The sequence below is a fragment of the Actinoplanes sp. NPDC026623 genome (assembly GCF_040638275.1).
Taxonomy (GTDB): Bacteria; Actinomycetota; Actinomycetes; order Mycobacteriales; family Micromonosporaceae; genus Actinoplanes.
On sequence record NZ_JBEZXZ010000113.1, the window covers coordinates 1 to 26,858 of the forward strand.

Annotated in this window: 14 protein-coding genes and 1 pseudogene; 12 read left to right on the plus strand and 3 right to left on the minus strand. The window is 71.0% G+C overall.

What is annotated here, in order from left to right; all coding sequences use genetic code 11:
* The first annotated feature begins 179 nt into the window (after window positions 1-179).
* The 5 genes from AB0F10_RS28055 (at window position 180) to AB0F10_RS28075 (ending at window position 10,593) form a co-directional block, all read left to right on the plus strand.
* On the plus strand, window positions 180-1,094 hold the full coding sequence (locus AB0F10_RS28055) for a sugar ABC transporter permease (protein ID WP_360631312.1): 915 nt from the start codon (window positions 180-182) through the stop codon (window positions 1,092-1,094).
* A gap of 10 nt (window positions 1,095-1,104) precedes the next feature.
* A complete protein-coding gene (locus AB0F10_RS28060; protein WP_360631315.1) occupies window positions 1,105-2,073 on the plus strand; it encodes a carbohydrate ABC transporter permease in 969 nt (322 codons plus the stop codon).
* Window positions 2,074-2,168: 95 nt separating this feature from the next.
* Entirely contained in the window at window positions 2,169-3,770 is a 1,602-nt protein-coding gene (locus tag AB0F10_RS28065; protein ID WP_360631357.1) for a glycoside hydrolase family 13 protein, read from the plus strand.
* A gap of 102 nt (window positions 3,771-3,872) precedes the next feature.
* A complete protein-coding gene (locus tag AB0F10_RS28070) occupies window positions 3,873-6,665 on the plus strand; it encodes a discoidin domain-containing protein (protein ID WP_360631318.1) in 2,793 nt (930 codons plus the stop codon).
* Window positions 6,666-6,747: 82 nt separating this feature from the next.
* Entirely contained in the window at window positions 6,748-10,593 is a 3,846-nt protein-coding gene (locus tag AB0F10_RS28075) for a CARDB domain-containing protein (RefSeq protein WP_360631321.1), read from the plus strand.
* Window positions 10,594-10,796: 203 nt separating this feature from the next.
* Here AB0F10_RS28075 and AB0F10_RS28080 read toward each other — a convergent pair.
* The 3 genes and pseudogenes from AB0F10_RS28080 to ppdK all read right to left on the minus strand — a co-directional run.
* Window positions 10,797-11,015 (minus strand): annotated as a pseudogene (locus tag AB0F10_RS28080) (hypothetical protein); the annotation flags it as partial.
* A gap of 121 nt (window positions 11,016-11,136) precedes the next feature.
* Window positions 11,137-13,251, minus strand: coding sequence for a bifunctional SulP family inorganic anion transporter/carbonic anhydrase (locus AB0F10_RS28085; RefSeq protein WP_360631324.1), 2,115 nt, complete (start codon window positions 13,249-13,251; stop codon window positions 11,137-11,139).
* 154 nt (window positions 13,252-13,405) lie between these two features.
* Window positions 13,406-16,099 carry a pyruvate, phosphate dikinase gene (gene ppdK, locus AB0F10_RS28090; RefSeq protein ID WP_360631327.1) on the minus strand — a complete coding sequence of 898 codons (2,694 nt, stop codon included), beginning with the start codon at window positions 16,097-16,099 and terminating at the stop codon, window positions 13,406-13,408.
* Window positions 16,100-16,414: 315 nt separating this feature from the next.
* Here ppdK and AB0F10_RS28095 point away from each other — a divergent pair, with 315 nt between their 5' ends.
* From AB0F10_RS28095 to AB0F10_RS28125, 7 genes are all read left to right on the plus strand, one after another.
* Window positions 16,415-19,018: a carboxylate--amine ligase/circularly permuted type 2 ATP-grasp protein gene (locus tag AB0F10_RS28095; RefSeq protein ID WP_360631330.1), complete on the plus strand. Its 2,604-nt coding sequence runs from the start codon at window positions 16,415-16,417 to the stop codon at window positions 19,016-19,018.
* A 39-nt stretch (window positions 19,019-19,057) separates the two neighbouring features.
* Window positions 19,058-20,830: an N-acetylglutaminylglutamine amidotransferase gene (locus tag AB0F10_RS28100; RefSeq protein WP_360631333.1), complete on the plus strand. Its 1,773-nt coding sequence runs from the start codon at window positions 19,058-19,060 to the stop codon at window positions 20,828-20,830.
* A 3-nt stretch (window positions 20,831-20,833) separates the two neighbouring features.
* Window positions 20,834-22,600 carry a S9 family peptidase gene (locus tag AB0F10_RS28105; RefSeq protein WP_360631336.1) on the plus strand — a complete coding sequence of 589 codons (1,767 nt, stop codon included), beginning with the start codon at window positions 20,834-20,836 and terminating at the stop codon, window positions 22,598-22,600.
* 299 nt (window positions 22,601-22,899) lie between these two features.
* Window positions 22,900-23,739: an NlpC/P60 family protein gene (locus AB0F10_RS28110; protein ID WP_360631339.1), complete on the plus strand. Its 840-nt coding sequence runs from the start codon at window positions 22,900-22,902 to the stop codon at window positions 23,737-23,739.
* Window positions 23,740-24,100: 361 nt separating this feature from the next.
* The gene (locus AB0F10_RS28115; protein WP_360631342.1) at window positions 24,101-25,426 is read left to right on the plus strand and encodes an MFS transporter; all 1,326 of its coding nucleotides are present in this window, start codon (window positions 24,101-24,103) and stop codon (window positions 25,424-25,426) included.
* Window positions 25,427-25,489: 63 nt separating this feature from the next.
* A complete protein-coding gene (locus AB0F10_RS28120) occupies window positions 25,490-26,203 on the plus strand; it encodes a hypothetical protein (RefSeq protein WP_360631345.1) in 714 nt (237 codons plus the stop codon).
* 28 nt (window positions 26,204-26,231) lie between these two features.
* On the plus strand, window positions 26,232-26,738 hold the full coding sequence (locus AB0F10_RS28125) for a DUF664 domain-containing protein (RefSeq protein ID WP_360631348.1): 507 nt from the start codon (window positions 26,232-26,234) through the stop codon (window positions 26,736-26,738).
* Window positions 26,739-26,858: the final 120 nt, after the last annotated feature.

Genomic DNA, 26,858 nt, shown 5'->3' on the forward strand with positions numbered 1-26,858 from the left:
CCCCGCCGGGGCCCGCCCCCCCCCCCCCCCCGCGGGGGGGGGGGGGGGCCCCCCCCCCCCCCCCGCGGCCCCGCCCGCGCCCCCGCCGAGCACCCGGCCCGGGTGATCGCCCCCCCCCGCGGGGGGCCCCCCCCCCCGCCGGCGGCACGGCACCGGTCCCCTGCAGACAAGGAACGACAATGGCGGTACTCACGGCGGCACCGGGGCGCGGCTCCCGCGTCACCCGCCTGCGCCGGAAGATTCAGGACAACCTGCTCGCGTACGCGTTCATGGCCGCGGGCCTGGCGTGTTTCGCCTTCTTCTCCTGGTATCCGCTGGTGCGGGGCGTGATCCTGAGCTTCCAGCAGGACAACTTCGTCACCCCGCCGTACTGGGTGGGACTGGACAATTACCGTGCGCTGTTCGCCGACCCGCTCTTCTACACCGCCTGGCGCAACACCCTGCTGTTCACCGGGCTGGCCCTGATCTTCGGCTTCGTGCTGCCGTTCTTCATCGCGGTGCTGCTCAACGAGTTCCGGCACTTCAGCGGCTTCTTCCGGGTGCTGGTCTACCTGCCGGTGATGCTGCCCCCGATCGTGGCGGTGCTGCTCTGGCGCTACTTCTACGACCCGGGCAGCGGGCTGTTCAACACGGTGCTGCGCGGCGTCGGCCTGCCGGAGTCACAGTGGACGCAGTCCTCGAGCACCGCGATGATCTCGCTGGTTCTCGTGTCCACCTGGGCCAACCTCGGTGGCGCGACGCTGATCTACCTCGCCGCGCTGCAGGGCATCCCCGGCGAGCTGTACGAGGCCGCCGAGCTGGACGGCGCGAGCATCTGGCAGCGGCTGCGGCACGTCACGCTGCCGCAGATGCGGTTCATCATGCTGGTCCTGCTGCTGCTGCAGATCGTCGCGACGATGCAGGTCTTCATCGAGCCGTTCGCGCTGACCGGCACCTCGAACCCGGACACCGTCACCGTGCTCATCCTGGTCTACCGCTACGCCTTCACCGTCAACCAGGACTTCGGCCTCGCCGCCGCGATGAGCGTGCTGCTCTTCGTGGTGCTGGGCGCGTTCTCCGCGCTGTACCTGCGGCTCACCCGGACCGGGGACTGAGGAGACTGCCATGACCCTGACCGCCCCGCCCAAGGCCCCGGCCGCCGGCGACACGCCGGCACCGGCGGCGCCGCGCCGCAAGCGCGGCCTGCTCGGCACCAGCCCGGCGACCCGTACCCTCGTCTCCACCGTCGACCTGCAGCGGCACCGCGGCCTGTACTTCACCGTGCTCGGCCTGACGATCGCCCTGTTCGTGCTGGTCTTCCTCATGCCGCTGTACTGGATGTTCGCCAGCGCGGTGAAGTCGCCCGCCGAGTACGCGCTGAGCACCCCGACGCTCATCCCGCACTCCTTTCACCCGGACACCTTCGCGACCGCGTGGTCGAACATGCGCATCGCCAAGTACTTCACCAACACGCTGCTCTACGCGGCCGGCGGCTGGCTCATCGTGCTGACCTTCGACGTCGCCCTCGCGTACGCGCTCAGCAAGCTGCGGCCGATGTTCGGCAAGATCCTGCTCGGCGCGATCCTGGCCAGCCTCATGCTGCCGGCGTCCGCGCTGCTGGTGCCCGCCTACCTCACCGTCGTCGACGTGCCGCTGCTGCACGTCAACCTGCTGAACACCCCCTGGGCGCTCTGGCTGCCGGCCGCCGCGACCGCGTTCAACGTCTACGTGCTCAAGCGCTTCTTCGACCAGATCCCCGACGACCTGCTGGACGCCGCGTCGATCGACGGCGCGGGCCGGCTGCGCCAGCTCTGGTCGATCATCCTGCCGCTGTCGCGGCCCGTCCTGGGCGTCGTGTCGATCTTCATCATCATCGCGCTCTGGAAGGACTTCCTCTGGCCGCTGCTGGTGCTGCAGGACCCCGAGGCACAGACCCTCAGCGTGGCACTGCACCGGCTCGCCAACACCAGCCAGGTACCACCGACCGACCTCATGGCCGGCCTCGCCATCGCCAGCATTCCCATGATCGTCGTTTTCCTGATCTTCCAGCGCAGCATCATCGGCGGACTCTCCGCGGGCTCGATGAAGGGCTAGCACGAACCGGCTCACCGGGGCGATCAGCGTCGATCGCCGGGCCCCGTGTGCCCGAATCCCACGTCGAGACTTCAAGAAAGCAGGTAATCGTGGCTATTTCCGACCAGGATCCCTGGTGGCGAGACGCCGTCATCTACCAGGTGTACCCGCGCAGCTTCGCCGACAGCGACGGCGACGGCATCGGGGACATCGACGGCATCCGCGGCCACCTGGACCACCTGTCGGAGCTCGGCGTCGACGCCATCTGGATGAGCCCCTGGTACCCGTCCCCGATGGCCGACGCGGGCTACGACGTGGCGGACTTCCGCGACATCGACCCGGTGTTCGGCGATCTGGCCGGCGCGGAGTCGCTGATCACCGAGGCGCACGCCAAGGGCATCCGGATGATCGTCGACATCGTGCCGAACCACATCTCCAGCGAGCATGTGTGGTTCAGGAAGGCCCTCGCCGATCCGGACGCGCCGGAGCGCGAACTGTTCTGGTTCCGTCCCGGGCGCGGCCCCGACGGCGACGAGATGCCCACCGACTGGGCCGGCGAGTTCGGCGGCACCACCTGGACCCGGACCGTGAACCCGGACGGCACGCCCGGCGACTGGTACCTGCACCTGTTCACCCCGGAGCAGCCCGACCTGAACTGGGACCACCCGGCCGTGCGCGCCGAGTTCGAGGACATCCTGCGGTTCTGGTTCGACCGCGGCGTCGACGGCATCCGGATCGACTCCGCCGCGCTGCTGCTCAAGGACCGCGACCTGCCGGCCGTGGTCGACGGGCGGCGGCACCCGTTCCACGACCTGGACGGGGTGCACGACGTGTACCGCGCCTGGCGCCGGATCGCCGACGAGTACCCGAACCGGGCGCTGATCGGCGAGGTGTGGATGCCGGAGGTGGACAGGTTCGCCGCCTACCTGCGCCCCGACGAGCTGCACGCCGCGTTCAACTTCGACTTCCTCGGCTGCGCCTGGGATCCGCGGCTGATGCGCGAGTGCATCGACCGCACCCTGCACGCGCACGCCGCTATCGGCGCCCCGGCCACCTGGGTGCTGTCCAATCACGACGTCACCCGGCACGTCACCCGCTACGGCCGGGAGACGACCACCTTCAGCTTCGACAACAACCTCGACGGCAGCCCCGTCGACCTGGAGCTCGGCACCCGCCGGGCCCGCGCCGCCGCGCTGCTCTCCCTGTCCCTGCCCGGCGCCACCTACGTCTACCAGGGCGATGAGCTGGGCCTCTGGGAGAACGAGAACATCCCGGTCGACCAGTTGCACGACCCGATGTACGCCCGCCGCGGGCACAGCCGCGACGGCTGCCGGGTGCCGCTGCCGTGGACCGGCGACGAGGCGCCGTTCGGCTTCACCACCGCCGAGCCGTGGCTGCCCCAGCCGGCCGAGTGGAAGGACCGCACGGTGCAGGCCCAGACCGGCGACCCGAACTCGATGCTGGAGCTCTACCGGTCGGCGATCGGCATTCGCCGGGCCGAGGCGGGGCTGCACCAGGACGCGTTCGGGTGGCTGCCCGCCGCGACCGGCGTGCTCGCGTACACCCGCGGGGCGGACTTCGCCTGCGTGCTCAACATGTCCGGCGCCGCGGTCGCGCTGCCGGACCACGAACTCTGCCTGCTCAGCAGCGGTCCGCTCGACGGTGACCTCCTCCCCCGGGACACCGCCGTCTGGCTGCGCCTGCGAACCGCCGGCTGATCACCCGCGGGCCCGCGCCGGATTCTCCGCCGGCGCCGGGCCCGCCCGCACGAAGGGAGACGCACCACCCGGGGGCTTGGCCACCTGACGAAAGGGATCCCCATGGCCAACCGCACCGCTCACAGATACCTGGCAGCGCTCACCACCACCGCCGCGGTGGTGGCGTCCGTCGCCGCGGTCACCTGGACCGCATCACCGGCCGGCGCCGCCGGCCTGTCCCCGTTCGACATCGCGGGCCGCGGCGCGACCGTGCCGTTCGTCGAGACCGAGGCCGAGAACGCCGCCACCAACGGCACCAGGACCGGCACCAGCCGCTACTACGGCCAGCTGTCGTCGGAGGCGTCCGGCCGCGAGGCCGTCACCCTCGACGCGGTCGGCGAGTACGTCGAATTCACCCTGACCAAGCCCGCGAACGCGGTCACCTTCCGCTACAGCCTGCCGGACGGCAACGGCGGCGCCGGGCGGGACGCGGCGATGGACGTACGGGTGAACGACGCCGTCGTGCGTTCGGTGCCGGTCACGTCGCGATACAGCTGGTTCTACGGCGGCTACCCGTTCAACAACAACCCGGGCGACTCCAACCCGCACCACTTCTACGACGAGGCCCGCGCGCTGTTCCCGGCCACATACCCGACCGGCACCAAGGTCCGGCTGCAGGTCGCCTCGACCGCGCAGTCGCCGACGTTCACCATCGACCTGGCCGACTTCGAGAACGTGCCCGGCGCGATCGCCAAGCCGGCCGGCGCCATCGACGCGGTCGCCGACTACGGCGCGGACCCGAGCGGCGCGACCGACTCGACCGCGAAGATCCAGGCGGCGGTCAACGCCGGAAGCGCGCAGGGCCGGACCGTCTACCTGCCGCAGGGCAACTACACGCTCTACAGCCACGTGATCGTGGACCGGGTCACGCTCGCCGGCGCCGGGCCCTGGTACACGGTGCTCGGCGGCCGGCATCCCACCCAGCGCAACCTGGCCGCCGGCATCTACGGCAAGTACAACAACCAGGGCGGACCCTCGCAGAACGTCACCGTCAAGGACCTCGCGATCATCGGTGACATCCGCGAGCGGGTGGACGACGACCAGGTCAACGCGTTCGGCGGGGCCATGTCCAACTCGACGATCGACAACGTGTGGATGCAGCACACCAAGGTCGGCGCGTGGATGGACGGCCCGATGGACCGGTTCACCATCCGCAACAGCCGGATCCTCGACCAGACCGCCGACGGGGTGAACTTCCACATCGGCGTCACCAACTCCACGGTCACCAACACGTTCGTGCGCAACACCGGCGACGACGGCCTGGCGATGTGGGCCGAGAGCACCCCGAACGTGGCCAACTCGTTCACGCACAACACCGTGGTCGCGCCGATCCTGGCGAACAACCTGGTCAGCTACGGCGGCCGGGACATCGTGATGACCGACAACGTCGTCTCCGACACGGTCACCAACGGCGGCGGCATCCACGTCGCCAACCGCTATCCGGGCGTCAACGGCGCGACCGGCGTGCAGGGCACCTGGACGCTGGCCCGCAACACCCTGATCCGGGCCGGCAACTCCGACTACAACTGGCAGTTCGGCGTCGGCGCGATCTGGTTCTCGGCGCTGAACGAGGCGTTCCAGAACCCGACGATCAACATCACCGACACCGACATCCTGGACAGCTCGTACGCGGCGCTCATGTGGATCGAGGGCCAGACCAACGGCATCCACCTGAGCAACGTCAACATCCAGGGCGCCGGCACGTACGCGCTGCAGGTGCAGGCGGCCAGCCAGGTCAGCTTCAACAACGTGCGGGCCAGCGGAATCGCCCAGGCCAAGCCGATACACAACTGCGTCGGGCCGTCCTTCCAGATCACCCGGACCGGCACCAACACGGGCTGGTACACCGACACACCGGACTGCGGCCCCTGGCCGGCGCCCCAGTGGGGCAACACCACCACCCCGCCGACCACGCCACCGACCACCCCGCCCACGACGCCGCCCACGACGCCGCCGACCACCCCGCCCGGCACCGGAAACCTCGCACAGGGCAAGGCCGTCACCACCTCCAGCACCTCCGGGCCCTACGTGGGCGCGAACGGCGTCGACGGCAACGCGGCCACGTACTGGGAGAGCGCCAACGGGGCGTTCCCGCAGACGTACACGGTGGATCTGGGTTCCGCGCAGAGCGTCGGCCGCCTGGTCCTGAAGCTGCCGCCCGGCTGGGAGACGCGGACGCAGACGGTCGCGGTCTCGGCGTCGTCCGACGGCGGGTCCTACTCCTCGCTCGTGGGTGCGGCCGGCTACACGTTCAACCCGTCCACCGGCAACACCGCGACGATCGGTCTGCCCGCCGGCAGCCGCCGCTACCTGCGGCTGACGTTCTCCGCGAACACCGGCTGGCCCGCCGGTCAGCTCTCGGAGCTCGAGGCCTACGCCGACGGCGGCACGACCACGCCGCCGACCACGACACCGCCCACCACGACACCGCCGCCCGCCGGCAACCTCGCCGCGGGGCGGCCGGTGACCGCGACCAGCCAGGCCGACGTCTACACCCCGGCGAACACCGTCGACGGCAACGCGAACACGTACTGGGAAAGCCAGAGCAACGCGTTCCCGCAGTCGCTGACCGTCGACCTCGGCCAGGCCCGCACGGTGTCCCGGGTGGTGCTCAAACTGCCGCCCGCGGCCGCCTGGGCCACCCGCACCCAGACACTGTCCGTGCTGGGCTCGGCCGACGGCTCGTCCTTCGGCACCGTCAAGGCGTCCGCCGGCTACTCGTTCAACCCGTCATCCGGCAACACCGCGACCGTCTCGTTCACCGCGACGTCGCAGCGCTACCTGCGGCTGACGTTCACCGGCAACACCGGCTGGCCCGCGGGCCAGGTCTCCGAGTTCGAGGTCTACGCCTCGTAGCAAGGCCCGGGGAGGCAGGGAACCACCGGGCCCGGCCTCCCCGGCTTCACCGCTCCCTCACGGAAGAAGGCGCGTCCCCACCATGTCCAGATCAGGTAGAAGACTGCTCTCGGCGGCCGTCGCCGCCGCCATCGTCACCGCACTCGTCCAGGTCGCCGGCCCCACCGCACCCGCCGCGGCGGCCGGCCCCAACCTCGCCGCCGGCAAGACCTTCAGCGCCAGCAGCTTCGCCGACGTGTACGGCGCCGGCAACGCGGGCGACGGCAACGCCAGCAGCTACTGGGAGAGCCAGAACAACGCGTTCCCGCAGTGGCTGCAGGTCGACCTCGGCTCCTCGGTCAGCGTCAACCAGACCGTGCTCAAGCTGCCGCCGGCCACCGCCTGGCAGACCCGTACGCAGACCCTTTCGGTGCAGGGCAGCACCACCGGGTCGAACTTCGCGGACCTCAAGGCGAGCGCCGGGTACACGTTCAACCCGGCCTCGGGCAACACCGTGACCATCGACTTCGGCGCCGCCACCACCCGCTACCTGCGGCTGAACATCACCGGCAACACCGGCTGGCCGGCCGGCCAGATCTCCGAGCTCGAGGTGTACGGCCCCGCCACCGGCGACACCCAGGCGCCGTCGACCCCGGCCGGGCTGGCCTACTCCCAGCCGGCGAGCGGCCAGATCCGGCTCACCTGGAACGCGTCCACCGACAACGTCGGTGTGACCGGCTACGAGGTCTACGCCAACGGCGCGCTGCGCACCACGGTGGCCGGCAACGTGCTGACCTACCTGGACAACCAGCCGGACAGCGCCACGGTCTCCTACTACGTGCGGGCCAGGGACGCCGCCGGCAACGCGTCCGGCAACAGCAACACGGTCACCCGTGCCGGTCAGGGCGGCGACAACACGGCGCCGACCACGCCCGGGACGCTGTCATACACCCAGCCCACGGCCGGGCAGATCCGGCTCGCCTGGGGCGCCTCGTCCGACAACGTCGGCGTCACCGGCTACGAGGTCTACGCCAACGGCGCGCTGACGACCACCGTGGCCGGCACCGTGCTGACCTACACCGACAGCCAGCCGGCGAGCGCGACCGTCTCCTACTACATCAAGGCGCGCGACGCGGCGGGCAACCTGTCGTCGGCGAGCAACACCGTCACCCGGACCGGCACCGTCACCGACGGCACCAACCTCGCCGTCGGCAAGCCGATCACCGCGTCCTCGACGGTGTTCACCTTCGTCGCCACGAACGCCAACGACAACGACACGGCGACCTACTGGGAGGGCAGCGCCTACCCCGCGACGCTCACCGTTTCGCTGGGCGCCAACGCCGCCACCAGCTCCGTGGTGGTCAAGCTCGACCCCGCATCCGCCTGGGGTACGCGCACACAGACGTTCTCGATCCTGGGCCGCGAGCAGAGCGCCTCCGGCTTCACCACGATCGTGCCGTCGGCCACGTACACGTTCAACCCGGCGACCGGCAACACGGTGACCGTTCCGGTCGCCGCGACCGCCGCCGACGTCCGGCTGAGCTTCACCGCCAACAGCGGCGCGCCCAGCGGGCAGGTCGCGGAGTTCCAGGTCATCGGCGTCCCCGCGCCGAACCCGGACCTGACAATCCCGGCGCTGTCGTTCTCGCCGGCGTCACCGGTCGAGACCGACACGGTCACCCTGTCGGCGACCGTGCGCAACGCCGGCAACGCGGGCAGCCCGGCCAGCAACGTCAACTTCTACCTGGGTACGGCCAAGGCCGGCACCGCCGCCGTTCCCGCGCTCGCGGCCGGCGCCTCCGCAACGGTCACCGCGAACATCGGCGCCCGCGACGCCGGCACGTACGTGGTCAGCGCCAAGGTCGACGAGGCCGGCACGATCATCGAGCAGAACGACGCCAACAACTCGTACACCAGCCCCACCAACCTGGTGGTGTCCCCGGTCAGCAGCTCGGACCTGGTCGCCTCCGTGGTCAGCTGGTCGCCGGGCAACCCGTCCGCGGGCCAGACGGTCACCTTCTCCGTCACCATCAGGAACCAGGGGACCCAGGCCTCGGCCGCCGGCGCGCACGGGGTCACGGTCACCGTGCTGTCCGACTCGGGAGCCACGATCAAGACCCTGACCGGCTCCTACTCGGGCACCCTGGCCGCCGGCGCGTCCTCGCCGGCGATCAGCCTGGGCACCTGGACCGCGGTCAACGGCAAGTACACCGTCCGGACCGTGCTCGCCGACGACGGCAACGAACTGCCGGTGAAGCGGGCCAACAACACCAGCGAGAAGCCGCTCTTCGTCGGCCGCGGCGCGAACATGCCGTACGACATGTACGAGGCCGAGGACGGCCAGACCGGCGGCGGCGCCGCGGTCGTCGGCCCGAACCGGACCGTCGGCGACCTCGCCGGTGAGGCGTCCGGCCGCCGGGCCGTCACGCTCAACTCGACCGGCAGCTACGTGCAGTGGACGACCCGGGCCAGCACCAACACGCTCGTCGCCCGCTTCTCCATCCCGGACAACACCACCAGCTCGATCAACGTCTACGTCAACGGCACCCTCAACCGCACACTGCCGCTGACCTCGAAGTACGCGTGGCTCTACGGCAACGAGACGGCGCCGCAGAACTCGGGCTCCGACCCGCGCCACATCTACGACGAGGCGAACATCCTGCTGAACGGCACCGTGAACGCCGGCAGCGTGATCAAGCTGCAGAAGGACTCCGGCAACGGCGGCAACATCGCGATCGACTTCATCAACACCGAGCAGGTCGCGCCGGTCGCCAACCCGAACCCGGCAACCTACGTGGTGCCGGCGGGCTTCGACCAGCAGTCGGTGCAGGCGGCGTTCGACGCGGCCCGGATGGACAGCAGCAAGGTCGGCGTCTACCTCCCGGCGGGCGACTACCAGACCTCGAACAAGTTCCAGGTGTACGGCAAGGCGATCCAGGTGGTCGGCGCCGGACCCTGGTACACGAGGTTCTACACGCCGCAGACGCAGTCCGAGACCGACGCCGGCTTCCGGGCCGACGCCACCGCCAACGGCTCGACATTCAAGAACTTCGCGTTCTTCGGCAACTACACGATCCGCATCGACGGCCCCGGCAAGGTCTTCGACTTCGCCGGCGTCGCCAATGTCACGATCGACAACATCTGGGTCGAGCACACGGTCTGCCTCTACTGGGGCGCGAACACCGACCACATGACGATCAAGAACTCCCGGATCCGCAACCTGTTCGCCGACGGCGTCAACATGACCAACGGCAGCACCGACAACCTCGTCGACAACAACGACGCCCGGGCCACCGGCGACGACAGCTTCGCCCTGTTCTCGGCGATCGACGCGGGCGGCTCCGACGAGATCAACAACGTCTACTCGAACCTGTCCACCACGCTGACCTGGCGCGCCGCGGGCATCGCTGTCTACGGCGGCTACGCCAACACGTTCAAGAACATCTACATCGCGGACACCCTGGTCTACTCGGGCATCACGATCAGCTCGCTGGACTTCGGCTACCCGATGAACGGCTTCGGCGCCAACCCGCCGACCGTGTTCGACAACATCTCGATCGTCCGGGCCGGCGGCCACTTCTGGGGCGCCCAGGTCTTCCCGGCGATCTGGGTCTTCTCCGCGTCGAAGGTCTTCCAGGGCATCCGGGTGAGCAACGTCGACATCGTCGACCCGACCTACTCCGGAATCATGTTCCAGACCAACTACGTGGGCGGCCAGCCGCAGTTCCCGGTCAAGGACACCGTCTTCACCAACGTCTCCATCACCGGGGCACGCAAGAGCGGCGACGCCTACGACGCGAAGTCGGGCTACGGCGTCTGGGCCAACCCGCTGCCCGAGGCGGGCCAGGGCCCGGCGGTGGGCTCGGTGACGTTCAACAACCTGCAGCTGAGCAACAACTTCAAGGACATCGAGAACCCGACGACAACCTTCACCATCATCCGCAACTAGCGCCCGGGCGGGCGGGGTCGTCAGCCCGCCCGCTGGCACGAGACGGGGCTCGCACCCACGGTGCGGGCCCCGTCCGCCGTATGTGCGCGCCTGCCTTCAATGCGGTCTGGTGCGTGAGTGGGTGGCCGACCGGGCCCACCTGGACCTGTTGCGCAGGAAGTTCGGACGCGAGCAGCGGCCGGGCTGACCAGGGCGGGCCGGACGAGCCCCGCCCGGCGGACGAAGATGCGGCGCCGGGCGACGGTGCGGCCCGCCTCGTCCAACTGGTAGCCGTCCAGCCAGGCCCAGCCCGCGTACGTCGGCCGCGCGTCGACGCACGCCACCCGGAACGCGAAGCCGGCGCGCCCGGCGAACTGCACGCTCGCGGCCCGGCCGACGAGCACCACGTCGCCGGCGCGGACCGCCTGCTCGACAGTCGTCACGTCTGTCACCCGCCGTCCCACCCGGCCGGAAAAAGTCTGGGTTATCCCGGACCCACCCAGCGTGTTACCTTCCGCCGCCGACCTCAATCCCCTTGCCCGGATCTGGCACGGAAACGGCAGCTCAGGGCGTGGAGACCCGGCTGCGCACGCCGCCGGTCACGTTGTACATCCGGGCCTCGGCCAGGTCGAAGTAGAGTCCGGCCAGGGTCAGCCGGCCCTCGTCCGTGGCCCGGCGCACGCTGGGATAGGTCATCAGGTTCGCCAACTGCTGTTCCACGTTGGCGGTGATGCACTCCTCCTCGTGTTCGCGGCCCGTCAGGTTGATGCCGGCCGAGCCGAGCCAGCTTCCCAGCGCCGACGGCGCGCCCGCGGCGCCGGCCATCATCGCGCCGACCGCGCCGCAGCCGGAGTGGCCGCAGACCGTGATCGTCGCGACGCCCAGGACGTCGACCGCGTACTCGACGCCGGCGCCGACCGAGGCGTCAGCGGCGCCGTACGCGGGGACGATGTTGCCGACGTTACGCATGCAGAACAGGTCGCCGGGCCCGCTCGTGGTGATCATGTTGGGCACCACCCGGGAGTCGGCGCAGGTGATGAAGAGCTGTTCGGGCCGCTGCCCGTCGCGGGCCAGGTCGGCCAGGTGCGAGCGGACCAGCGGGGCGACGCTGCGCTCGAACTCGTCGATGCCGGCGGTCATCGCGTCGCGGCGCCGGTCGCTGAGGGAGATCCACTGTGACCAGGAGCCGAGGAAGCGCGGCACCCGGCGGGGCTGGGAGCGGACCGAGCCGAGCCGGCCGGACGTCGCCCGGTGGAACCAGCTGTCCTGCACCTCCTGGATGTGCACCAGGCCGCCGGCGCGCTGGTACGCCTCGCGCCACTCCTGGATCGTCTCGAACGCGCCGTGGTCGAGATAGTCGAGGTGCAGTTCGAGCTCGACGGACTCGCCGGCCGGGATGCTCGCCAGCTCGCGGGCCACCCGCCCGGAGCCGACGAAGGCCAGCGTCCCGGTGATGACGACGAGCCAGCGCCCCGGCTCCGGCGAGGAGCGGTGGATCTCGCAGCGGGCCAGCCGGCACAACATGAGCAGGACCGCGGTGGCCATGCCGAGCGCGACGCCGGTCAGCAGGTCGGTGAAGATCACCCCAAAGGCCGTGACCAGGTACGTCGGCAGCTCCCGGTGCCGCACATACTGCTTGATCTGCGCCAGGCTGACCAGCCGCAGCCCGACGACGACCAGCACGGCGGCGAGCGCCGGCAGCGGGATCTGCTCGAGCAGCCCGGCGAAGATCAGCACGCACACCGCGATCCAGCCGCCGTGCAGCATGGTGGAGGCCCGGGTCCGGGCGCCGGCCGCGACGTTGGTGGAGCTGCGCACGATGACGCCGGTGACGGGCAGCCCGCCGAGCACTCCCGACACCGTGTTGGCGGCGCCCTGCGCGAGCAGTTCGCGGTTGAGGTTGGCCCGCGGGCCGCCGTGCAGCCGGTCGACGGCGACCGCGGACAGCAGCGACTCGACGCTGCCGACCAGGGCGATGGTCAGCACGGTGATGACGATCTCGGCCGCGCCGGCGTCGGGCCAGCGGGGCAGGGCGAGCTCCCCGAGCGGATCGTCCGGCAGGTCGACGCGGGCCACGTCGAGTCCCGCCAGCGCCGCCGTCGCGGTCGCGACGGCCACCGCGACCAGCGCGCCCGGCAGCAGCGAGGCCTTCACCAGGCGGGGCCAGAGCAGCAGGACCGCGGTGGTCAGCACCCCCACGAGGATGGAGACACCGTGGTTGCCGACGATCTGCGCGGGCAGGTCGCGGATGTTGTGCCAGGCCACGCTCTGCGGGGCGCCGCCGAGCACCACGTGCACCTGGCTGAGCGCGATGACGATGCCGATCCCGGCGAGCATGCCGTGCACGACGGCCGGTGACAGCGCGAGCGCGGCCCGGCCGAGCCGGGACACGCCCAGCACGATCTGTACGAGTCCGGCCATGGCGGCCAGGGCGGTGGTCCCGGCCCAGCCGAAGTCGGCGATGGCACCGGCGACGACCACGGTCAGCCCGGCCGCGGGGCCGCTGACCTGCAGCGGGGCCCCGCTGAGGGCGCCCGCCACGATGCCGCCGACGACCGCGGCTATCAGGCCGGCGAGCATCGGGGCGCCCGAGGCGGCGGCGATGCCGAGGGAGAGAGGGATCGCGATGAGGAAAACGACGATGGAGGCGGGTACGTCGTGCCGCAGCAACGTGCGCATCGGCTTGGCGGTCCTTCCCGGCTTGTCTCACAAATGGGACATTCCGGTCAGAATAGCCAAGTCGGGTGAACGGTCTGTTACATACCGTAATCCACGGCGCTACTCTCAGCGGCTTCCCAGCCGGGCCGGCCCGACTGGGAAGATCCGCTGCCGGTCAGCGGCTGTCGGAATCGCCGCCGGTGACCGCGGCCCGGCCGGCCTCCAGGCGCGCGACCGGCACCCGGAACGGCGAGCAGGAGACGTAGTCGAGGCCGACCTCGTGGAAGAAGTGCACCGACTCCGGGTCGCCGCCGTGCTCGCCGCAGACGCCCAGCTTCAGCCCCGGGCGCACCGCGCGCCCCTCCTCGGCGGCGATCCGGATGAGCCGGCCGACGCCCTCGCGGTCGATCGACTCGAACGGCGAGATGCCGAAGATGCCCAGTTCCAGGTAGCGCCAGAAGAACGCGCCCTCGACGTCGTCGCGGGAGAAGCCCCAGCCCATCTGGGTCAGGTCGTTGGTGCCGAACGAGAAGAAGTCGGCGGCCTCGGCGATCTGCCCGGCGGTCAGCGCCGCCCGCGGCACCTCGATCATCGTGCCGATCAGCACGTTGACGCCGCTGTCCGCGACGACCTCGGCGACGATCTGCTCGCACTCCTGCCGGACCATCTCCAGCTCCTGCACGGCGCCGACCAGCGGCACCATGATCTCCGGATGCGGGTCGAGACCCTCGCCGGCCAGGTGCACCGCGGCCTCGGTGATCGCCCGGACCTGCATCGCGAACAGGCCGGGAATGACCAGGCCCAGGCGTACGCCGCGCAGGCCGAGCATCGGGTTCTGCTCGTGCATCCGGCGCACCGCGTCCAGCAGCTCGGCGTCCTCCGCGTGGTCCTCGCCCCGCTCGCGGGCGACCGCGACGTTGACCGCGAGCTCCTCGAGCGACGGCAGGAACTCGTGCAGCGGCGGGTCGATGAGCCGCACCGTCACCGGCAGGCCGTCCATGGCCCGGAAGAGGTCGACGAAGTCCGCGCGCTGGAGCGGGAGCAGCGCCGCCAGGGCGTCCGAGCGCTCGGTCGGCGTCGCCGCGAGGATCAGCCGCTCGACCAGCTCGCGGCGGTCCCCGAGGAACATGTGCTCGGTGCGGCACAGCCCGATGCCCTCGGCGCCGAAGCGCCGGGCCCGGGCCGCGTCGTCGGCGGTGTCGGCGTTCGTGCGCACGGCCAGGTCCCGGGTGGCGTCGGCGTGCGACATGATCTTGTGTACGGCGTTGACGAGCGGAACCTCGGCCTCGGCCGGCGAGAGCGTGCCCTCGAAGTACTGCACCACCTCGGAGGGGCGTACCGGGACGGCGCCGAGGTAGACGCAGCCGGTGGTGCCGTCGATCGAGATCACGTCACCCTCCTCGACGGTCCGGCCGCCGACGGCGAAGCGGTCGGCGGCGATCTCGACCTGGTCGGCGCCGCAGACGCAGGTGCGCCCCATGCCGCGGGCGACGACCGCCGCGTGACTGGTCTTGCCGCCCCGGGCGGTGAGGATGCCCTGCGCGGCGATCATGCCGGCCAGGTCCTCCGGGTTGGTCTCCCGGCGCACCAGGATGACCTGCTCGCCCGCCGCGGCCAGCTCGACGGCCCGCGGCGCGCTGAACACCACCCGGCCGACGGCCGCGCCCGGCGACGCGCCGATGCCCTTGGTCAGCGCGATCGGGTTCCCGGCAAGGTCGAAGCGCGGGAACATCAGCTGCGCGAGCTGGGCGCCGCTCACCCGCCGCAGCGCCTCGTCGAGGCCGATCATGTCCTCGTTGACGAGCTGCGCGGCGATCCGGAACGCGGCTCCGGCCGTGCGCTTGCCGACCCGGGTCTGCAGCATCCAGAGCTTGCCGCGCTCGATGGTGAACTCGATGTCGCAGAGGTCGCGGTAGTGCCCCTCGAGCTTCGCCATGATCGCAAGCAGCTCGTCGTAGGAGCGGCGGTCGAGGGTCCTGAGCTCCTCGAGCGGGACCGTGTTGCGGATGCCGGCGACGACGTCCTCGCCCTGCGCGTTCTGCAGGTAGTCGCCGTAGATGCCCTGGGCGCCGCTCGCCGGGTCCCGGGTGAACGCCACGCCCGTTCCGGAGTCCGGTCCGAGGTTTCCGAAGACCATCGCGACGACGTTCACCGCCGTGCCGAGATCCGCCGGAATGCGTTCCTGGCGGCGGTAGAGGACGGCGCGTTCCGCATTCCAGGAGCGGAAGACGGCCTCCATCGCCAGGCGCATCTGCTCCCTCGGATCCTGCGGGAAGTCGTGCCCGGTGTGTTTGGCGAAAATGCGCTTGAAGCGATCCACAAGGGCCCGCAGGTCGGCGGCGTCCAGATGCAGATCATCGGTCGCGCCGCGTGCGGTTTTCGCCTCTTCCAGGGCGTTCGAGAATTCCTCGCCGGGCACGTCGCAGACGGTCTTTCCGAACATCTGAATGAGCCGCCGGTAGGAGTCCCAGGCGAAGCGCTCGTTGCCTCCGGCCTGCGCCGCGAGGCCCACCACGCTCTCGTCGTTGAGCCCGACGTTGAGCACCGTCTCCATCATGCCGGGCATCGAGAACGCCGCGCCCGAACGCACCGAGACCAGCAGCGGATCACCGGCGTCACCCAGCCGGCGGCCCATCGCGGACTCCAGCGCCGCGAGGTGGGAGTCGATCTGCCCGTCCAGCCCCGCGGGGTTCTGCCCGGTCGCCAGGTAGGCCTGGCAGGCGCGGGTGGTGACCGTGAATCCGGCCGGCACCGGAAGACCCAGGCGGGTCATCTCGGCGAGGTTCGCACCTTTACCGCCGAGCAACTCCTTGAGGTCCTTGTGACCTTCCGAAAAATCGTAGACATACTTCTCGCCGGCATTTTCCACGACTGCCTCCCCACGGGTGATGCGTCATCGATCGATTACCTGAACGCTCTTTCAAGGGTGTCCGGAGAGTAGGGGCCGCGCCAGTCGGCGCCATAGACCTCGTGAGTAATTGCACATGCGCAGGCGTGGTTGGGTTCGAAAATGCATGACTTCGAGCAGCCCCGAGCACGACCGAGCACGCGGCACCCACGTCACCCGAACCGGCGGTGCCGGCGTCGTCATGCTTGGTAGACGCCGGAAATGGGCACGTCACAGGTTCGATACATGGGCTGACAAGGCTCCGGACAACGGGACGAGGACATAGGCGGTCTAGGCATGACGGAGTCACTCAAGATCTCTCAGGACGATGGAACGGAGCGGACTAGCGGCACCGCCGGCCCCGCCGGCACCGAGCTGACACTCGGCGTCGAGGAGGAGTTGCACGTCGTCGACCTGCGGACCCGGGAGCTCGTGCCCAGGGCGCCGGAGGTGCTCGACCGGCTTCCCGCGGCGAACTTCTCCGCCGAGCTGCACCGCTCGGTCGTGGAGACCAACACCGCCGTCGCGGCCACGCTCGACGACCTGCGCGACGGAATAGTGACGCTGCGCCGCCGGGCCATCGGGGTCGCCGAATCGCTCGGGCTCGGCCTGATCGCCGCGGGCACGGTCCCGCTCGTCGACCTGGACTCCCTGCCGGTCACCCCGACCTCGCGGTACCGCCGGATGCTGGACGAATACCAGATGCTCGCCCGCGAGCAGCTCATCTGCGGCGCACAGGTGCACGTCGGCGTCCCCGACCGCGACGAGGCCGTGTCGATCGCCCAGCGCGTCGCCCCGGCGCTGCCGGTGCTGCTCGGGCTCTCGGCGAGCTCGCCGTACTGGATGGGCGAGGACAGCGGGTACGCCAGCGTCCGCTCGCTGGTCTGGCTGCGCTGGCCGACGGCCGGCGACAGCGGCCTCGTGACCTCCGCCGAGGAGCACGACGCGCTGGTCGCGGACCTGATCGCGTCCGGCACGATCACCGACCCCAAGATGGTCTACTTCGACGTGCGGCCGTCCGCGCACGTGCCGACCGTCGAGCTGCGGGTCACCGACTCCAGCCCCGACGCCGACACCGTGGTGCTGCTGGCCGGGTTGTTCCGCGGCCTCGTGCTGCGCGCCCGCCAGGACCACCGCGCCGGCCTGCCGATCAGCACCACCCGGCCGCCGCTGCACCGGGCCGCCATGTGGCGGGCCGCCCGCTCCGGGCTCGAGGGCGACCTGCTCGACCTGCCCCGTTCCCCGGTGCCGGTGCCCGCCGCGGTCGCCGTCGAGCGCCTCGTCGGCGACCTGCGCCCCCAGCTCGAGGAGCTCGGCGACTGGGAACAGGTCTTCGACCTCTCCGTTCAGATGCTCAGCCGGGGCAGCTCGGCGTCGCGGCAGCGCCGGGCCATGGGCCGCCGCGGGCGCATCTCCGACGTCGTCGACCTGCTGATCGCCGACACCCGGGGCGGCGCCACCGGCATCGGCCCGGACGGCCAGACCGTGCCCGCCGGGCTCACCCCGTACGCGGCGAGCGGCGACGAGGCGTTCCCGGGCGGCGACGTCCTGCCCGCGTACCAGGGGATCGTGAACGTCCTGAGCGCGCTCGGCCCCGCCGGCCTGCGCCGCCGCGAGGACGCCCGCGACGACGAGCAGCGCGCCCGCGGCATCACGTTCAGCGTGGCCGGCGAGGCGGCGACCCGGCTGTTCCCGTTCGACCTGGTGCCGCGCATCGTGCCGGCGTCCGACTGGCAGGGGCTGCAGGCCGGGCTGATCCAGCGGGTCCGGGCGCTGAACGCGTTCGTCGACGACGTCTACGGCGAGCGGGCCGTGGTCCAGGACGGCGTCATGCCCGCCTGGGTCATCGACGGCTCACCCGAGCTGCGGCCCAGCGGCGCCCTGATCGGCCGGCCCGGCGTGCGCGCGCAGGTGGCCGGCGTCGACCTGGTCCGCGACGGGGACGGCGGCTGGTACGTGCTGGAGGACAACCTGCGGGTGCCGTCCGGCATCGGATACGCCATGCAGAACCGCCGGCTCACCGACAGCGTGCTGCCGGAACTGCCCCGCCCCGGCAACCTGAGCGGCATCGAGGAGACGCCGCGGCTGCTGCTGCGCGCGCTGACCGAGGCGGCCGGGCCGGCGGCCGGCGACGACCCGGCCGTGGTCGTGCTCAGCCAGGGCCCCGACGACTCGGCCTGGTTCGAGCACCGGCTGCTCGCCGAGGAGATGGGCGTGCCGCTGGTGCGCAGCACCGACCTGCTGGTCGACGACGGCCGTGTGCGGCGGGTGCGCAACGGGCGCACCTTCGCCGTCGACGTGATCTACCTGCGGATGGGCGAGGACAGCCTGGTGCACTCCCCCGGCGCCGACGGGATGCCGCTGGGCCCGAGCCTGGTCGCCGCCCTGCACGCCGACACGATCGTGCTCGCCAACGCGCTCGGCAACGGCATCGGCGACGACAAGGCCGTGTACGCGTACGTGCCCAGGCTGATCGACTACTACCTCGCCGAGAAGCCGCTGCTGGCGGACGTGCCCACGTACCTGTGCGGCATTCCGGAGCAGAAGGCCGAGGTCCTCGGCCGGCTGGAGGAGCTGGTCTGCAAGCCGGTCGACGGGTACGGCGGCGACCGGATCGTCATCGGCCCGCACGCCACCCCCAGGGACCTGGCCGCGGTGCGCCGGCAGATCAACACGGCGCCGCACCGCTGGGTGGCGCAGGAGGTCGTCGCGCTCTCCACCCACCCGGTCTTCGACGGACACCAGCTGGCGCCGCGCCACGTCGACCTGCGCGCGTTCGTCTTCACCGGCAGCACGTCGGTGGTGGCGCCCGCCGCGCTGACCCGGGTCGCGCCGGTCGACAGCATGATCGTCAACTCGTCCCGCGGCGGCGGCTCGAAGGACACCTGGCTGCTCGGCTGAACCCGTCACGCCCCCCTCACCCCCCAGGAGGTTCTTGCCATGTGTGGAATCGGCGGCGAACTGCGGTACGACAACCGCGCGGCCGACCTCGACGCCGTCCGGCGGATGCTGCCCGGCATGGAGTCCCGCGGCCCCGACGGCGAGGGCCTCTGGCAGCGCGGCCCGATCGCCCTCGGCCACCGCCGACTCAAGATCATCGACCTGTCCGAGTCCGGCGCCCAGCCCATGACCGACGAACAGCTCGGCCTGACCCTGGTCTTCAACGGCTGCGTCTACAACTACCGGCAGCTGCGCGAGGAGCTGCGCGGCCACGGCTACCGGTTCACCTCCACCTCCGACACCGAGGTGATCCTCAAGGCGTACCACCGCTGGGGCGCCGACTGCGTGCGGCGGCTGCTCGGCATGTTCGCCTTCGCCATCGCCGAGCACGCCACCGGCACGGTGATGCTGGCCCGCGACCGGCTCGGCATCAAGCCGCTGTACCTGGCCGAGACCCCCGGCCGGCTGCGCTTCGCGTCCACCCTGCCCGCGCTGCTCGCGGCAGGCGACGTCGACACGTCGATCGACAAGGTCGCGCTGCAGCATTACATGACGTTCCACTCGGTGGTGCCGGCGCCGCGCACGCTGGTCGCCGGCGTCCGCAAGCTGCCGCCCGCCACGGTCCGGATCATCAAGTCCGACGGTACGTCCACCTCGCACGTGTACTGGGAGGCCTCGCACACCCGCACCGCCACCAGGTCGCGGGCCGAGTGGGCCGAGGCCGTACACGAATCGCTGCGCACCGCCGTCGAGCGGCGGATGGTCGCCGACGTGCCGGTCGGGGTGCTGCTCTCCGGCGGGCTCGACTCCAGCTACATCGTGGCGCTGCTCGCCGAGCAGGGCCAGCGCGGCCTGACCACGTTCAGCATCGGCTTCGAGTCCGCGGCCGGGGAGAGCGGCGACGAGTTCGCGTACTCGGACCTGATCGCCAAGCAGTTCGACACCGACCACCACCAGATCCGGATCGGCCGGAACCGCTTCCTGCCGGCGGTGGCGCGTACCGTCGCGGCGATGAGCGAGCCGATGGTCAGCCACGACTGCGTCGCCTTCAACCTGCTCAGCGAGGACGTGTCGCGGGAGGTCAAGGTCGTCCAGTCGGGACAGGGCGCGGACGAGATCCTGGCCGGCTACAGCTGGTACCCGCCGCTGCGGGACGTGCCGCGGGACGCCGCCGTTTCCGCGTACGCGAAAGAGTTCTTCGACCGTCCGCACGCCGAACTGGCCCGCCAGCTGTCGCCCGAATGGCTGCTGGACGCCGACGTCAGCCGCGAGTTCGTCGCGGCGAGTTTCGACCGGCCCGGCGCGGACACCGCCGTCGACGCGGCGTTGCGGCTGGACTCGCAGGTCATGCTGGTCGACGATCCCGTCAAGCGGGTCGACAACATGACGATGGCGTGGGGGCTCGAGGCGCGGGTGCCGTTCCTCGACCACGAACTGGTGGAGCTGGCCGCGGCCTGCCCGCCGGAGCTGAAACTCGCGCAGGGCGGCAAGGGCGTCCTCAAGGACGCGGCCCGCGGGGTCGTGCCCGACGAGGTGATCGATCGCACCAAGGGATACTTCCCGGTTCCCGGGATCAGGCACCTCGAAGGACCGATGCTGGAGATGGTGCGGGACGCGCTGCACGCGCCGGCGGCCAGGGCGCGCGGGCTGTTCCGCCCCGAGTACGTTGACGCGCTGCTGGCCGACCCCAACACTGCTCGTACGACCCTCGGGGCGAACCAGTTGTGGCAGCTCGCGCTGCTGGAGATGTGGCTACAGGACAAGGGGATCTAGGTCTTGGGTGGTCAGCTCAACCGTGTCGACGTCACCGTGCTGCCCGAGGGGTGGACCTCCCTGCCCTCGGAGGTGTCGGGCTGCTGGTCGGCGACGCTCTCGCCGGACGGCCGGCACGCGGCGTACGTCTCCGACCGCGGCGGCTCCCCCAAGGTGTGGGTGCAGCCGGTCGGCAGCGAGCTGACCTTCCTGGTCGACACCGGCGAGCACCCCGTCGTCTCGGTGCACTGGTCCACCGGCGGCGGATGGCTCGCCTGCGTGCTCGCCCCGGGCGGCGCGCCCCGCACCGAGGTGTGGCTGGTCCGCCCGGACGGCTCGGCGCCGCACCAGGTGGCGGGCTTCGGCGCGGACAGCGCGGAGAACGTGCGCTGGCTGCCCGGCCGGCCCCTGCTCGCGGTGACGGAGAACCTGACGACCACCCTGCTCGTCGACGCCGAACACGGCACCCGGGAGACCATCGCCACCGGCGAGTTGATCTCGCTGCTCGACGTCACCGCGGACCGCCGCCGGGCGCTGCTGCGCCACGGCCCGCGCGGCGGCAGGTACATCGCCCTGCACGACCTCACCACCGGGGCCGAGGAGCACGTGACCAGCGGCGAGCAGGCCTGCTTCGGCCCGGACGGCTCCGTGTACGCCCGCAGCGACGCCGGCGAACTTCCGGTGCTGATCCGGGTCGCCGGCGCCGCGACCGAGGTGCTGGCCTCGTCGAATACCGCCGAGGTGGAATCCTTCGCGCTGACCGCGGACGGCACCACCATCGCGGTCCTGTGGAACGTTCGCGGGGGCGAGTCCGACCTGACCGTGCTGACCGCGGACGGCTCGAAGCAGATCGACCTGCCCGGCAGCGTCGTCTCGGGCGTGTCCTGGAGCTTCGACGGCAGCGCCCTGGCCTTCACCGCCGAGGGCCCCGGACAACAGCACGGCGTGTGGACGTACGACGGCGCCCTGCACCCCGTCTCGGCCGAGCCGGCGGCGCCGGACGCGGTCTACCCGGCGCTGCACCGCTTCGCCTCGCACGACGGCCTCGAGATCAGCGGCTGGCTCTTCGCACCGGCCGGCGACGGCCCGCACCCGGCCGTGGTGTGGCTGCACGGCGGCCCGGAGGCGCAGGAACGCCCGGGGCACGGCGCGCTGTTCCAGTCCCTGGTGGACCGGGGCATCGCGGTCTTCGCCGCCAACGTCCGGGGCTCGTCCGGCTTCGGCCGCACCTTCGTCAACGCGGACAACGGCGCCCTGCGCTACGCGGCGATCGCCGACGTGGCCTCCTGCGTCTCCTACCTGGTCGGCTCCGGCGTCGCCGACCCGGACCGCGTCGGATGCATGGGCCGCTCCTACGGCGGCTACCTGACGCTGGCGGCGCTGACCACGTACCCGTCGATGTTCGCGGTCGGCATCGACGTGTGCGGGATGGCAAACTTCGCGACGTTCTACGAGCACACCGAGCCCTGGATCGCCGCGGCCGCGGTCTCGAAGTACGGCGACCCGGTTGCCGACGCCGACCTGCTGCGCGATCTGTCCCCGATCACCCGCATCGACCGGCTGCGGACGCCGCTGATGCTGGTGCACGGGGAGAACGACAGCAACGTGCCGGTGATCGAGGCGGAGCAGGTGGTGGGGGCGCTGGCCGCCCTTGGGGTGCCGCACCGGTACCTGCTGTTTCCGGGTGAGGGGCACGAGCTTCAGCACAGGTCGTCCCGGGCGAGGTACCTGCAGGAGACGATCGGCTGGCTTACCGCCTATCTCCAGCCGACACCTGCCCTTTTGAGCTGACCACTTCGGGCGGGCGGTCGTGGGTGCCGTTTTGCTTGCGCTGGGACGGTTGGGGCCGGGGCGGACGCACCTCGCCGGTTGCGGTCGGCGGATCTACCGCGATTTGTAGCGTTTCGAGTGAAGGCCTTTCGGGCGGCTGTAATTAAGACCTGATCGGTACATCGCGGATGGTCGATCATCCGATGTACGGTCGCGTGCGGCGGGTGCGAGCGTGTGGGGATGGCCGCGCGCCTACGCCAGGATCCGCCGCGATCAATGGCCGGTCGGCAGGACAGCCCCCCGATGCAGGGAGGACCAACATGACGATTCAGGATGCCGTAAAGATCATTAGGATCGCCTGCACCAAATGGAGTTTCGGTTACGACCAGTCCAATCGATGCGATTTCCGCGACGGCGGCGAAACGGACTGCTCCGCGCTGGTCATCATCACCTGTGAGCGGGCCGGGCTACTCCCCAAAAACAACATCAGGAAAGGCATAGGCGCCACCTATACGGGCAACATGCGCGCCGAATTCAAGGCTCGTGGCTGGTCCGTGCACTCCAACCTGCCCGAATCCCAGCTCCGGGCGGGCGACGTGCTGCTCGTTCCCAGCCACCACACTGCCATGTATGTGGGGAACGGTAAGATCGCGCAGGCCAGGATCGACGAACACGGGAACATCTCGGGTGGCGCGTCGGGCAGGCTGCCCGGGGGCCGCGAGACCGTCGTCCAGGCCTACTACAACCGGCCGTGGAAATATGTCCTGCGTTTCCAGGCAGCGGTGCAACCACACACTTCTCCGCCCGCGAAAGCCAAGCCCGGCATGCTTGACGTGGACGGTGTCATCGGAGATGAGTCGGCAAGGAAACTGCAGGCCATTCTCCACCTCACGCAGACTGGAAAGATCGGCAAGGCCACCTTCAAGGCACTCCAGATCCATATCGGGGCACCTTACCAAGACGGCATCGCCGACAACCAGAACTCTGCGGCCATCGCCGCACACTGGCCGGCCCTCAGCAGAAAAGCCTTCACGGTGGGGAATGGCGTTTCGGCGTCCGTCAAGTCACTCCAGGCACGCGTCGGCGTGAAAACGACCGGTGAACTCGACGAGAAAACAGCGCGCGCACTCCAGAAACGCCTCAACACCGGGCGGCTGTAACGCGGGGCGTGCCCGACACGGTCATCTTCGCCGGGCCGGCGTGCGCACGGCGACCGTCGTGGACCTGGGCATACCCGATGGGGCCGGGCATCACCGCGCCCGCCGTCTCGCAGCGGCCACCCGAATTCGGGAAAGACCCACCGGGAGTCGATCGCGGCCGAGGTAGCACCGGCCGCCCGCCCGAGATCTGGATTACCGGGCGCCAGGCCCGCCGCCGAGCCGGGCTGTCCCTGCTGCCACGGACCGGGCGCGGGAGGGGCCTGCCGTGACGGGTCGCACGTGTTGGTTGTGACGCCGGTCGTTGTCTGCGACCCCGCCGCAGGAGTTGGGTGGGAAGCACGCGAGTGGATGGAGACGGTTCATGCAAGGCAGCGCCCGGGCCTGGGCTGTGTGGGCCGTGGGGCTGTCGGCCTACGTCGTCGCGGTGCTGCATCGCACGTCGCTCGGCGTGGCCGGGCTGGACGCGCAGGCCCGGTTCGACATCGGTGCCGGGGCGCTCGCGTCGTTCGCCGTCCTGCAGTTGCTGGTCTACGCCGGCCTGCAGGTGCCCGTCGGGCTGGTGCTGGACCGGTTCGGTTCGCTGCGGCTGGTCGTGACCGGGGCGCTGGTCATGGCGAGCGGGCAGGCGCTCATGGCGTTCGCGGACGGGGTGACCGGCGCGGTCCTCGCCCGGGTGCTGGTCGGTGCCGGCGACGCGATGACGTTCATCAGCGTGCTGCGCCTGGTGCCGCAGTGGTTCCCGTCACGGCGGGTGCCGGTCGTCACGCAGCTCACCGGGCTCGTCGGGCAGCTGGGGCAGGTGCTCAGCGCCGTGCCGCTGGCGGCGCTGCTGGCCGGTCCGGGCTGGACCACCGCGTTCGTCTCGACCTCGGCCGCCGGGGTCTTCGTCGCGATCGTCGCGACGGTGGCGCTGCACGACACCCCGGACCGGCGGGTCAACTCGGGCGAGGCGGTCACCGTTCGCCAGCTCGGCGACGACCTGGTCGGTGCCTGGCGGCATCCGGGCACCCGGCTCGGGCTGTGGACGCATTTCACCACCCAGTTTCCGGGCACGGTCTTCGCGCTGATCTGGGGTTATCCGTTCCTGATCGCGGGCGAGGGCCTGTCCCGGGGCGAGGCGAGCACGCTGCTCACCCTCTTCGTGCTCACCGGGATGACCGCGGGGCCGGTGGTCGGCGTGCTGGTGCAGCGGCATCCGCTGCGCCGGTCGTGGCTGGTGCTCGGGGTGATCGGCGCGAACGCCGTCGGCTGGGGTCTGGTCATCGCGTGGCCGGGGCGGGCGCCGCTGCAGGTGCTGGTGCTGCTCGTGCTGGCGCTGGGGCTGGGCGGCCCCGGCTCGATGATCGGATTCGAGTTCGCCCGCACGTTCAACCCGCCGAGCAGGCTCGGCACCGCCACCGGCATCGTGAACGTCGGGGGCTTCGTCGCGTCGTTGCTGTCGATTCTGCTCATCGGCCTGATCCTGGACGCCCGCACGGGCGGGCAGGCCGGCTACGACATCGTGGACTTCAAGGTCGCCATGTCGGTGCAATACGCAATTGGCGCCATCGGCCTGATCGGCATTCTGCGCACCCGCAGGCTGGCCAGGGCGCGGATGGCCGCCGACCACGGCGTGATCGTCCGGCCGCTGCGCGAGGTGCTCGCGGAACGGGGCTGGTTTAGCGGGGAACGTATCGGTAAAGGTTGAGACTTTGCGCGGTCTGAAGACGCGGTCTGCAGACCGGGCTGAGCAGTGGCATGCGAGGAGGACATGAGCGAGCACGCACCGGACCGGTTCTGGTCCGGCATCGAAATTTCCAAGGTCATCGCGGGCACGCTCGCGGCGGTCACCGCGGCGGTCGTCGGCTCCTTCCTCGGAGTCGCCGGCACGCTGGCCGGGGCCGCCATCGCCAGCGCCGTCGGCTCGTTGGGAACGGAGATCTACCATCGGTCGCTGAACAGGGGCGCCAAGCGTCTCGGCGAGCTCACCCCGACGTTCGTGAAGGTGCAGGCCGCCGTCGGCACGCCGCCGGTCGCCGCCGCCACGAAGCGGGAGAGCCCGTCGCACACCGTGCCGCCTCGATCGAACATCCGCTGGAGACACGTGGCCGTGGTCACGGCCACGTTGTTCGTGCTGGCCATGGGCTCGCTGACGATATTCGAGCTGATCTCGGGCAAGTCCGTGGCGTCGACCCTGGGCACCACCTCGTCGCCGGCGAGCACCTCGGTCGGCGACCTCTTCGGCCGCCAGGAGAAGAAGCAGCCGACGGTGACACCGTCGACGGGCGGCACTCAGGCTCCGGCCGACGTGCCGCCGACCGCGCCGGCCGGCGACGCGCCGACGACGGAGCCGGCACCGGAGGCGACGGAGCCGACCGCGGAGCCGACCACCGAGCCCACGGCCGACGCCCCGGAGCAGACCCAGCCGGCCGACACCCAGCAGAACCAGGAGCAGGGGCAGGGCCTGGACCAGCCGGCACAATAGGCTCGATCCGACGAAGGAGGGTGTCACCGTGAACGTCAACGAATTGCTCGCCGGGGCCTTCGGCCGCCTGCCCGACCTGGTGCGGGCCGCGGTCAACGGCCTGAACGCGGAGCAGCTGCGCACCCCGCCGGCCGACGGCGCCAACACGGTCGGATGGCTGGTGTGGCATCTCACCCGGATCCAGGACGGGCACATCGCCGAGCTGACCGGCGACGAGCAGGTGTACGTGACCGGCGACTGGGCTCGCCGCTTCGCGCTGAAGCCGGACCCGGACGACAGCGGCTACGGACACACCTCCGAGCAGGTGCTGGCCGTGCGCCCGGAGAGCGCGAAGGTGCTGGTGGACTACTACCAGGCGGTGCACGAGCGCACCCTCGGCTACCTGGCCGGGCTGGCGGCCGACGACCTGGACCGCGTCGTGGACCGGGCCTGGGACCCGCCGGTCACCCTGGGCGTGCGCCTGGTCAGCGTCCTGAACGACGACACCCAGCACGTGGGCCAGGCGGCCTACGTGCGGGGCCTGCTGGACAACTGACGGCGAGGCGCGGCCCCCCCCCCGGTTTGGGGGGGGGCCCCGCCGGTGGCGGCCCCGGGCCCCCAACCCCGGAAGGCGGGTGGGTAGGGGGCCCCCCAACCGGGGATAACGGCGCCGAAA

Coding starts and splice junctions, on each gene's coding strand:
- AB0F10_RS28055 (WP_360631312.1), top strand. CDS start 180: ATGGCGGTACTCACGGCGGCACCGGGGCGCGGCTCCCGCGTCACCCGC.
- AB0F10_RS28060 (WP_360631315.1), top strand. CDS start 1,105: ATGACCCTGACCGCCCCGCCCAAGGCCCCGGCCGCCGGCGACACGCCG.
- AB0F10_RS28070 (WP_360631318.1), top strand. CDS start 3,873: ATGGCCAACCGCACCGCTCACAGATACCTGGCAGCGCTCACCACCACC.
- AB0F10_RS28075 (WP_360631321.1), top strand. CDS start 6,748: ATGTCCAGATCAGGTAGAAGACTGCTCTCGGCGGCCGTCGCCGCCGCC.
- AB0F10_RS28085 (WP_360631324.1), bottom strand. CDS start 13,251: ATGCGCACGTTGCTGCGGCACGACGTACCCGCCTCCATCGTCGTTTTC.
- AB0F10_RS28095 (WP_360631330.1), top strand. CDS start 16,415: ATGACGGAGTCACTCAAGATCTCTCAGGACGATGGAACGGAGCGGACT.
- AB0F10_RS28100 (WP_360631333.1), top strand. CDS start 19,058: ATGTGTGGAATCGGCGGCGAACTGCGGTACGACAACCGCGCGGCCGAC.
- AB0F10_RS28110 (WP_360631339.1), top strand. CDS start 22,900: ATGACGATTCAGGATGCCGTAAAGATCATTAGGATCGCCTGCACCAAA.
- AB0F10_RS28115 (WP_360631342.1), top strand. CDS start 24,101: ATGCAAGGCAGCGCCCGGGCCTGGGCTGTGTGGGCCGTGGGGCTGTCG.
- AB0F10_RS28120 (WP_360631345.1), top strand. CDS start 25,490: ATGAGCGAGCACGCACCGGACCGGTTCTGGTCCGGCATCGAAATTTCC.